This window comes from Bacteroides sp. 1_1_30 (assembly GCF_020982715.1).
GTDB lineage: Bacteria > Bacteroidota > Bacteroidia > Bacteroidales > Bacteroidaceae > Bacteroides > Bacteroides xylanisolvens.
This window is the reverse complement of sequence record NZ_JAJKHN010000053.1, coordinates 35815-47471: the sequence shown is the minus strand read 5'-3', so window position 1 is coordinate 47471 and position 11657 is coordinate 35815. Positions and strand designations below refer to the sequence as shown.

Below are 11657 nucleotides of genomic sequence, written 5' to 3'. Positions count from 1 at the left end.
TCAAGAGAAAAGCTCACGTAAAGCAAAGCTTTTCTCTTGATTTTTTAGAAAGAGGAACATTTACTGAATATCCCTAAATATATGTTATGTTAAAAGCAACAATACACTATGAATAAAAAAACTCCATAGATCTGTATCCGGTCTTTTATTGTTTTATTTATTCAATAATGCATAAGCACACCATATTATCGGTGCCTGTCCATGATAATCACCGGCGATGCGGGGACGATCCATATAATATTGTTTACTGTTCTTCTTTCCGGTTCCAACACAAACCTCAGTAAGATCATTCTTGTCATTAATATAATTACATAAGCCAAGCCATGCACGACGTGCCACCGGAGCATATTCTTCTTTATCCAGCCAGCCGTTGTTGACACCCACAATCATAGCATAGGCAAACATTGCCGAGCCAGATGTCTCTGTCCAAAAGTCCGGTTCGGTAATCAGCTGGTTCCAAAGTCCATCTTTATTGACGTATTTTTTCAGATTATCCATCATCAACAAGTAACCTTTCATGATACGTGCACGATTAGGATCTTTCTCCGGTAAGTTATAAAGCAGCTCCGTCATACCGACAGCCATCCAACCATCACCACGTCCCCAATAATAAGGTACATCCGATGCATGATAGAAAAGACCGTTGGGATGTTGCAATTCATCCAAATACAGAACCATTTCTTTGGCAGCTCTATTGATATACTTAGGATCACCAGTAGCTTTATAAGCCTCAGATTGCACAATAGTAATCATATACATATCATCAATCCAAAGACGAGTTTGCCAAGAGTATCCCTTTTTATCCCATTTACGTTCCTCTTCGTTTGCATTGGCAGGAAGCTGCCATTGAGTATCAGCATAGGGCAGTCCTAGATCCAAATAACGCTTATCTTTCGTTATATTATAAAATCTTAGAGGCAGACAACCAAACATATTCTGGTCTACGTGTATGGGTGGAGGAAGGAGTTCCTTTTCCAGGTGGAACAATAGTTCGAAACGATTTCTCAACAGCTTGATCAATTCTTTATTATTTGTCAATTCTGCAAAACGAAGGGCTCCGTACCATGTACACACCTCTGCATAATGTATTCCTCTATCACCATACAATTGATGTTTGGTCTCCATTAAACGCTTACTAAGTTTATTTCCAACAGTCTTAGGATCTGCTTTTACAGGAAAATCTCCAAAATAATTTTGAGCGGAAACCACATTCGAGCTCAAAAAAACGGCCATCCATAAAGCATAAATCAAATAATTCTTTTTCATAATCATAGTGTTTTATATAATTAATTATCCAATAATAAATTCTCCGAATCATAACCCAGTCACCGGTATCCAACGTGCCGTGCTTGTAGATGTTACATCACAAATAGCATCTACCGAATTGCGCTTTGTAACGGAAAAATTGACAAGTATTTGCCCGGAAGTTATAGTTAATTTAGAACGTGGGATAGCAACTTCAGCAATATATCCATAATTATCGATACGCCTCTCGTTTGTTTCATCACAGACATAAGTTTTGACCTGGGCATCCAATTGCGCTTCTTTCCATGCTGAATCATATATTTCACAATTCTTCAGTCCATTCATTGTTACTTGTATGCAACAAGCCCCTTTGGACAGTTTATTATTACCCACAGGAGATATGTATAAGGAAGTGTAATCAGAAGCTAGCAAGTTTCGATCAAGTACTTCTAACAGAAAATAAATATTATCATCATCATACGAACAACGTAGCGTTCCTTGCGCTTGTGACTTACCGCCCACAAAAAGTGCATGATCTGTATTTGCCCACTCTTTATTGTTACCATCTACCGTAACCTCTCTTTTCACGGCATCAATGCGATGATTAAGTACGAACTGTGCCATCTGAACCGGTCCTTCTTTCACTTTAACATTAGTTCCAACCAATGTATGTGAATCAATCATACAAAGTGAACCCCAATAACCACCTGAAAAAGGTTGATAAGCACTACCAAAATTACGAGCAGTGGCATCTCCTATTTTAAGAGTATATTTGCTTGACGATTCATACGAAAGGACGGTTTCTCCCGAAGGGAACTGTCCCAAATATGGTCCCATACCGGAGAAAACACAATTATTACTATCGGCAGGCCCTTCCTGATCGGCAGCCAAATATTCCCATTCGTCTTTATCTGAATAACAAAGCGAAATATGATATCCTGAATTATTGGTTTCTACAGCTGCAGCTAATCCTTTATTATCATTGAGTCTCACAACAGAAGGCATCTGATGATTATAGCCGACAATTCCATTTTTCTCCCATCTCATTCGCAATACATAATAAGGAGAAGAGCTAAAGTCGGGGCTCCATGTCTTTCCTCCATCAGCAGAAACAACCATTGCCGTACCTGTATCTGTGTCATGTCCTTCCAAACCAGTACGACTGCTATCTGTAAAGTAACAGTGTAGTTCACCTGTAGGCAACTCCAACAAGAAAGGTTCCCAATTAACTCCCTGATATATCTTGACAGGTTCACTCCAGGTGACACCATTATCCGTACTGCGCCTTAATTCAATTCCTGCATCTTCCGGTAAATCGCGATAACCGGAATTAGCCCTGCAAGATGCAACCGCTAATATATCTCCATTAGAAAGCACCAGTCCATCACAATTAGCATAGCAGTGTATATTCTTATTGCCTTTGCTATCGATAATATCATAACTGTTAAATATCTCTCCTTTCTTTGTCCACGTTCTCAGATCCTTACTGAGCGCATAAACACAACGCCGACCAATATTACTGTTAGCACTGCCATTGTGATAGAACAGAATATAGTCGCCATTTTTCATTTTTTTTATACGAGGATAACGGGGATAAGAATCCTCCATAGTCACAAGCGTCCGATAATTCATCATCAGCGATGAACGTTTCGTAACATCTGCATGGGAATTTATAATAGAAGTCCCCTGATTCAATTCCCCTATAGGTGTGATGCTACAGACCACAGGCTCTTGGGTTTCATCATCCTTTGGTTTCTCCGTATTCCCGTTATCGGCAGGTAAATTCTCATCATTCTCCCCACCGCCTTCACACGCCATAAATGAAATAGCGATGGAGACAAATAACATAAAAAAAGTGTGTTTCATAGCTCTACTATATTATTCAGCTTACTATTTCGCCTGTCTTGTCGGCTGTGGTCCTAAATAAGAACGCTTCATACCTCCGAAATCCAAAACAATCTTTTGCAGGACAGTTCCGGCATCGCCACATATAATTTTCACTGTGTGTTTACCCGGTTTATCGATATGCAAAGTGGTCTTGTTTATTCTACAGTTCTTCAACACACTTTCGTACCAGATTTGTGCATACTCAAAAGAAGAAGTGGAAGGATTCATTACAGGACCTTCGTCAATACATACTCCATATTTCGTTTCTACATTCGTCGCTTCATGTCCGGCATATCCACGATCCTTACTTAAAGTAAATGTAGGCAGTACATACGTATAAACATCAACCGAACCTTGTTCGAATGTATAGAAATCATATTCCAGGCGAGGTGTGCTGCGACCTGCAGTCCGCTGTGGAGCGGCTGTCGGATCACCTAGCTGAATGGCTGTATTTTCTATTCCCAAATTAGGAATCGTTCTCATTTGAATAGCTTTGTTCTCTACTTTCCGGTGGAAGCCGGCAGCATCAATGGAAACATATCCGTTGTGTTCTACAAATAAAGAGTCTATTTCGGCTAATGAAGGAGAGGAAGGATTGAAGACAGAAATATAGACATTCTCCTTCTCACCACGATCAGATGCGATTTCTAATGTTCCGAATACTTTCTCACCAGTCGGAACCTTAGCCCAGTCGATTGATACTTCTATACGATTTTCTGTAGCAGTTTCTCCGGCTTTCTGACTTAATAGAATCCAGTTATCTGAAACCGATGCTTTCCATTTCAAAGGAGTCGTTCCTTTATTGAAAACGTCTACGTAATATGATTGACGGAAATATGTGTTGAAAGATGGCAGTGAATGGAAGCTTTTCTGCCCTTTCAGAATATCTTCTCCTTCTGCCAATATACCCAAAGAGGCTGTAGGTGCCAGATTTGCCTTCCGCAGAGCCGGGAGTTCAAAGTAGGCTGCGGCAAATCCTTGTTTCATGGTCATTACATGATCCCATTTACCTCCAAGTAATGAGTTATATCCTTTTGTGATTACTTCCAGACTGTCATAACAAGCCTTAGTCATTTTCTCCAATTCTGCAGTAGTTGCCCTTTGCTGAATAGAGTACCAACGGTTTCTCTGTCCGTTGAGAACCATACGGTTCAACAGTTCACATCCTTTGACCGGATAATATAATGATTGATAATAACATGCCTTCTTATCTTCCGGCAGAGCTTTCAAAATTTTCTCCGCTACATTTCCTATCCGACGATATTCAGCCAGACGAGTATCTACTTCACGATAATTGACAAGTGAGAAATCAGTATCTGTATTCCGTTCTCTGCCGTGTTTGTCGGTAGCCCACTGGTAACCCCATCCCATAAACTCCGGTTTACGTGCAAAGGCCAGTTTATAGAAAGAGTTTATTACATCCTGATATTCATTGCGATAATCGTTGCCCAACATGCCACACAACCATTCGGTACGATAATTTGCCGCTCTTTCAAAGTTGAATGAATCAATATCAAAAGCCATCGTCAGGAAGTAATCAACAGCAAATTCACATGATTTGATGTCTCCGGCATTGAGCAGCCAGATACGGTCGGCCGTCAAGTCGTATGCTTTACGTAGTTCTTCATACATTAATGTGGGTGAAATTGTGTTCATCCAAAGATGATCGTGAGGTTTACCCAGATAAGAAGAATGATAATATACTCCCGAACGTCCGGAACGTTTCTGCTCTTTCGGACTACTCAAACGTTTCATATATCCATAATTATCATCCGGCCAGATAATAGTCACATCATCCGGAAGCTCCAGTCCCTGATCGTATACATCGAGCACTTCTTTATAAGGAGTAAAGGCTTGAGGAATATCTTCCGCACGCTTGCCGATCGCATCCACCAACATTTGCCTTTGTGCCATCAAAGCTTCCTGAAGCATTTCCTTTCTATCGCTCATATTATTGCTTGCATTCATTGCCCGGTCGTGCAATCCACGCAAAGCCAAAGTATATACATTTTCAAACGGAGCACATTCATCTACACGTGATTTCAACACTTTGTTGACTCCATCCTTATTATTGATATAGTCCCATTCACCCATTTTATCACGTTTCCACTCACTTGCCGTATTAAACAATAACGGTTCACAATGGGAGGACCCCATGACAATAGCAAAGCTATCCGCTACCAGGCGATTTTCAGGAATACGGTGGAATGCCATAGATGCATCGTGCATAGCCGGACAAAGATAATTAGCCTGAAGACGCAACAGCAGTTCACACACTTTTGCATACGTTCTCGGTCCGAAGTTTCCACGTTCTTTCTCAAAATTGCGTTTCGACCAACGATAAAGCCCCCAGTCTTCATCGTTGATAAAGACACCTCTGAACTTGACAGACGGTGTTTTAGAAATGAACTTATCAACTTTTACACTAACTTGTTTTTGCTGTTTGATTGGAGCGTCTGCCCACCAATACCAGGGAGATACTCCTATTGCCTTTGATATGGAAAGAAGTCCGTAAGCAGTACCACGTCTGTCACTTCCGGCTACGACAATTGCTTTCTTAATGCCCGGAACGGGATTGTTGACCACCTCTATCATATAGCGTTCCCAACTTCCGGCAATGGCAGCTGTATCTATTTTATTTCTCGATGCCAAAACATCAATCCATCCGCTTTCTCCTATAGTACCGGCAATAATCGCATACCGCGCAGATACCTTTCCAGGCTTGCTTTCATCCATTTTCAACTCTTGCCCCGTCACACGACGAACATCATCCACAAAGAGAGAAGCACTTTTACGTACTACAGTTGCATCTTTTCCATCAAAGCAAACAACTGCATTCGTTGATGAAGAAACAATAGGAAAACTATTTTTTCCGGTTCCTTTGTCGAGTAAAACTTGTGCATTTGCCGAAATCAGGCTACAACAAAATAAACCCAGCAATAAAATTTTATTTTTCATATACACATTAGATTGACTATTGATAACGCAAAGTTAGGCAAAAAGCAACAAAACGAATAAAAGAAACCGACCTATAAATAGCAGAATATGTTCAAAAAGCAACCACCGCAACTCGAGATTCAAAGTTACGGTGGCTATTTTTCAGAGAAAGCTTTCCTCACCTATCAGAATTTGTCTTCATCGGCCACAGCTTCTTCCCAAGTTTCCCATATCTGCACATTCGGATCATAACCATCATAACCGTAGTTCTGATACAAAGGAGCCTTTCCGTTAGAAACGATTGCTTTTTCAGGGATAGGCCAATAAATGTTATGTTTACCCATGATATAATTGATATCTGTTTTAGTAGCGTTTACGTTAATAGTAATGCCTTTGTTGTACATACCTTTCTTGATGCAACGTTGATACCAATAGCTACCACCTTCAGGATCAGTGCCGGATTGCTTATCGAATGTTTCCACTTTATATGTATTTCCGAACTCGTCCGCTCTGCCGCTGATAGCCAAACAGAGAGATACGCGGGTTAACTCTACATTACGCCATTCTTCAAAGAAAAGTTCACGCGCACGTTCATCCATGATATCACCGATAGTAACCTTATCTGTATAAAATTCAGTACAATGAGCGCGTTCTCTGACGATGTTTATATCATCCTTGATTGTTGGATCATCCGGATTGATATAGAATTTTACTTCTGCACGCAGCAGGTAGGCTTCCGCCAAACGATACAGATACCAATCAGCAATACTGCCATCCGTAGCTCCTTCCAGACCATTATTGGTTTCCTTAGCTTGATTGATGACATCATTCAGGCAGAAAATGTAATGAGGGACGTCATACCAACGACGAATAGTGTCAGAACACATCAAATCTCCCTTGCGGGTAACAAGTTCATTTTTCTCACTGTAATAATCATCTTCTGCGTAAAGCTTAATATTTTGCCCAAAGAATTCAGAATCCGGATTATTACATTTCAGGTTTTCCATGTGCATCCAGTTTCCCGTTTCTGTACTATGCCGCAAATCGGTTTGATCCATTTTACCATTAACAGCCCACAAATCGTCTTGATAGAAAGTGGTAGTACGGAATGTAGATATACCACGTCCTAGTCCACGCATATAATCATATTCTTTACGATATTTGCCATCTTTGCGAGTATAGTTGAATAGAGCTTGCTTTCCGTCAGGCATTTTGATTTTATTATCAAAGAAGAAAGGATACATAATACGCATAGTCAACATCGGGATGAATGATTCTTTAGCTGCTCCCCGGTTGGGCATACCCATAATCACTTCTTTGTTGGCAGCAATCAACTTGTTCTCCGGACGATGTAAATCCCAGATAACATTGCGGGCAATAGGCCATGATGCAGATTCGCCACCTTCAAAGAAGGTTCCGAAAGGTTCTTCCATCAAAGAATAGCCTGATTTATCAATTAAGATATCCAACTGTTCCTTTGCCTTCCCGAATTCACCAATAGACATATAGAGCTTAGAAAGCAACATACGGCAAGCACCTTTATTTACCATACCAACATAATCCATATCTTTCTGTTCAGGAACCCATTGTACAGCAAATTCCATATCTGCTACCATTTTTTTCAGAATAGCGTCACGGTGAGTAGATCGATAGTTCTGCTTAGGAACTTCCGGAAGTTTTGTCAACAAAGGTACATGTCCAAATTGAAAAACTAATGAATAATAGCGATAAGCCCGATGGAAATAGGCACGGCCAATGTATTCGTTTTTCAATGTTTCATCCATTGGTACATTACCTATAAACGAAAGTATTGTATTAGCATTTCTAACACCTTCAAAATTTTGTCTCCAGAAGAAATATATACTGTTTGTGCGTCCTAAATTTTTTTCGTCACTTTGATCGCTGTTCGGTCTCAACAGATTGTCAACATTATCCAACAATCCGCTTTTATCAGTCGCAGACGGTACCATCAAATCAGAAAAAGTATATTCTGTGGGCAGCGCTATCATCTCCCTGGAATCTTCACTCACATAATTACGTTTAAGTTGACGGTCACAAATAGCCAATACGGATTTGATACCATTTTCCGTAGAAAATACAGTTTCCGGTTCAAACATTGTTTGAGGATCCGGATCTAAAAAACTTTCCGAACATCCGGTCAACATTAATGAAGCGCCCACAAATAAAGTGGCACTTTTACAAATATATTTTTGAATGTAATTTTTCATATACGTTTCTGTTTAAAAGATTAGAATGTTAAATTAAGGCCAAGCGTCCAAATACGAGATGCAAAATTACCAGTTTCAGGATCTCCATATCCTTCCCAATCTTTAGCCCATACAGCAGCGTTACGAACAGAGCCATACACTTTCACACGATCGATTTGTATTTTTTCCGTCCAAGCCCTAGGCAATGTATAGCCAACAGATATATTTTCTAAACGAATAAAAGAACGATTATATAATCTACGTGCGCCTTTTGCACCTTCCGGGCCTTGCGCCTCAATACGTGCATATTTATTAGTCGGGTTGTCTACAGTCCAATATTCCTTAGCATTCTTGTTCACCAATCTATAAGTCATACCACCACCGTCGTCATCATTGTTCAAATACATACTTTCCAGACTCTTATGCCCCATACGAGAGTAAATATTCACAGAGAGAGTCAAATCTTTCCACAAGGTGAAATCATTACGTAATGCCCATGTAACCGGAGCGGCGGTTTGTCCCTGGAACACTTTATCATCATTATTATAGATAACCTTTACTAAATTACCATCAGCATCGTATTGGTCGTTAGCCGGATTATTCCATACTTTCGGGTCACCAGGAACCTGCCCATATTTTTTAGCTTCTTCAACCTCATCTTTCTGCCAGATTCCCGTTACTTTATAATCCCAAATCGCACTAATAGGTTTATCAATAAACCATCCGGCTGCCACATAATCCGCTTCTCTGGAACCTACCACAGTTCCATTGGCATCTACTATATCTTGACGATCACCAAACAAATGTTTGATTCTGTTTTTATTATATGAGAGACTGAATGATGAACTCCATTGGAAATTCTTCTTATCAATATTCAGAGTATTCAATGCCACCTCAAAACCACTATTGTTCACCTGTCCTAAATTGGTAGTGATATTCTCAAATCCGGTGAAATTAGATAGAGGTTGTCTCATAATCATATCTTTGGTACTCATTTGATAATATTCCAACGTACCTGTAATACGGTCGTTCAAAAATCCAAAGTCCAATGCAAAGTTCCACGATTGTGTCTTTTCCCATTGCAGATTCGGGTTCTTCATACGTTGGGCCATCAAATAACGCATTAAATATAAGTCACCTGAAGAAGTGATATAACCTTGCATCTTACCACCCCCCGGATAAAGATTGGCAAGTGCTTCGTAAGGATTTTCCAATGAACGATTACCATTTTTACCATATGAAACACGCAATTTACCACTATTCATGATATGAGTATATTTTTGGAAAAAATCCTCATTAGTGAATGACCATGCTATACCTCCCGAAGGGAACCATGCATAAGGATTATTTGCCCCAAAAGCCGAATAGCCGTCACGTCTAATGGTACCAGTAACCATATAACGATCATCGTAAGAATAGAATGCACGTGCCATCAATGCATCAGCCGTTTGATGATTATCATCCGTTCTGAATGAGCTGACAGACTTATCTCCATTCTGGGTGTTATGGAACCCAAGCGCGTCAGACGGCAGAATATTACGGGCTTCAATCCGGTCCGACCAATATTGGCGTTCTTCCGCTTCTTGTACAAATGTCAGAATAACATGGTGCCTGTTGGCAAAAGTTTGGTCCCAAGTAATCGTATTGTTCAGAGACCAATTAAAACGTTTGGCCTGTTCCCGATTTGTTCCACGGTCGTTAGGATTGGAATTAGGCCTTTCTGCAGACGTAAAATAACGGTCATAGAAAAATTGGAAACGAGGCGCAATATTGAACTGATAAGTGATATTGAAAGGCAGTTTTACTTTAGCATTGAAGATAGTATTCAATGTAGTATACCCTTTTTCCAATTGAATGTATTGCTTCTCAAAATACCAGTTTTTTTCATTAGCACGGTCATATTGATACATCAAGGGGTCTTGTGTATAGTTTCCGTTTTCGTCTTTCAGCATGGCGTATGGACTGTTTTCCATAAAACCACCCTTATCCATGCCGATTTCACCATCCGAACGATCTTGAAAGTTTACATTTGCACCCACTTCAAACCAATCGGTAACTTTTGCATTTAGTTTCAAGTTTGCACGGATAGCTCGATAAGTATCGTCGACAAACGCACCTTCATTGCGCAGATAGCCTAAAGACATGTAATAATCCACTTTATCGCCGGCACCACTAATGCTTACATTATAGTCTTGGTTGAAACCTAATCGGAACGCTTCATCTTGCCAATCGACGGTCTTTCCCGACAAAAGATTGTCAAGTGCAGCCGTATCATATCTAAATCCCAAACGTCTTGCCCATATACTAAGATCAGATTCTCCTTCCCGATTGGTCGAATAATTACGCCACTGTTCCAAAGACACCCCCGACAAATTATTAGGATTCCGGAAATACTCCGGCTTTGAAGTATATTCATTACCTGGTCTTGAATAAGCTGCATATTCTCCTGTTTCAGCATTCACACCATAAGTGTTTTTTTCTTTCCAGTCTACATAGTGTTGCAGATATTCGTCCGTAGTTTGCCATCTATCACGATAGGCAGCCTTTTGAGTTAAACCTACGCTAGCTGTGAAATTAACAACAGGCTTGCCTTTTTCACCTTTTTTCGTTGTGATGATGATTACACCGTTAGCAGCCTGTGCTCCATAAACAGCAGCTGCCGACGCGTCTTTCAAAACATCTATTTGCCCAATATCATCCGGATTAATTTCCGAGAGTTCTCCTTGGAAGAACATGCCGTCGAGAATAATCAACGGATTGTTATGACCACCATCTGTATAAACGGAACGCTGTCCACGGATTTTCATCTCACCGCCACCTTTTGCGCCTGCATCGCCTTCACCATAACCTACCACCAATCCAGGTGTTCCGCGTAAAATGTCTTGAACAGTTTTAGGATTTTCATTGGCAATCTTATCAGGACGAACTTGGATGACCGAACCAGTCAAGTCTTTTTTACGCATCGTACCATAACCTACTACAACTACTTCATCCAGCGTCTCTGAATCATCTTTCATTGTGACGTTAATCAGTTTTTTACCTGCTACCGGAATTTCCTGATTTCTATAACCAATATAACTGAAGTTCAACACTGCATTTGAAGCCTTTGCCACAATGCTATAGAATCCGTTTAGATCGGTTACGGTTCCATTAGTAGTCCCTTTTTCCATCACATTTACTCCAATCAACGGTTCACCCGATTGGTCTTTCACATATCCCGTAATTTTAGAACTTTGAGCCTGTATTGTACCAAGACAAAAAGTCACCAATAGTAAGAACAATCCTACCCGAGACGTGAAACTTTCTTTTTTGTTTTTCATACTAAATAAATTTGAGTTAATATTAATAAGATAATATTCAAGCTTATATTGAATTTATCTA

5 protein-coding genes are annotated in these 11657 nt (G+C 40.1%); all 5 read right to left on the bottom strand.

What is annotated here, in order from left to right; genetic code table 11:
* Window positions 1-153: 153 nt before the first annotated feature.
* Entirely contained in the window at window positions 154-1266 is a 1113-nt protein-coding gene (locus LPH68_RS16140; protein ID WP_151922861.1) for a glycoside hydrolase family 105 protein, read from the bottom strand.
* A gap of 48 nt (window positions 1267-1314) precedes the next feature.
* The gene (locus tag LPH68_RS16135) at window positions 1315-3111 is read right to left on the bottom strand and encodes a hypothetical protein (protein WP_074704426.1); all 1797 of its coding nucleotides are present in this window, start codon (window positions 3109-3111) and stop codon (window positions 1315-1317) included.
* A gap of 24 nt (window positions 3112-3135) precedes the next feature.
* A complete protein-coding gene (locus LPH68_RS16130; RefSeq protein ID WP_134985528.1) occupies window positions 3136-6090 on the bottom strand; it encodes a glycosyl hydrolase 115 family protein in 2955 nt (984 codons plus the stop codon).
* 164 nt (window positions 6091-6254) lie between these two features.
* On the bottom strand, window positions 6255-8297 hold the full coding sequence (locus tag LPH68_RS16125) for a RagB/SusD family nutrient uptake outer membrane protein (RefSeq protein ID WP_004302554.1): 2043 nt from the start codon (window positions 8295-8297) through the stop codon (window positions 6255-6257).
* A 20-nt stretch (window positions 8298-8317) separates the two neighbouring features.
* Complete coding sequence (locus tag LPH68_RS16120) at window positions 8318-11596, bottom strand: SusC/RagA family TonB-linked outer membrane protein (protein ID WP_151922860.1); 3279 nt, start codon at window positions 11594-11596, stop codon at window positions 8318-8320.
* Between the last annotated feature and the right edge of the window lie 61 nt (window positions 11597-11657).

Excerpts from the sequence above, each read along its gene's own strand:
- LPH68_RS16135 (WP_074704426.1), bottom strand. The coding sequence starts at position 3,111 with ATGAAACACACTTTTTTTATGTTATTTGTCTCCATCGCTATTTCATTT.
- LPH68_RS16130 (WP_134985528.1), bottom strand. The coding sequence starts at position 6,090 with ATGAAAAATAAAATTTTATTGCTGGGTTTATTTTGTTGTAGCCTGATT.
- LPH68_RS16125 (WP_004302554.1), bottom strand. The coding sequence starts at position 8,297 with ATGAAAAATTACATTCAAAAATATATTTGTAAAAGTGCCACTTTATTT.
- LPH68_RS16140 (WP_151922861.1), bottom strand. The coding sequence starts at position 1,266 with ATGAAAAAGAATTATTTGATTTATGCTTTATGGATGGCCGTTTTTTTG.
- LPH68_RS16120 (WP_151922860.1), bottom strand. The coding sequence starts at position 11,596 with ATGAAAAACAAAAAAGAAAGTTTCACGTCTCGGGTAGGATTGTTCTTA.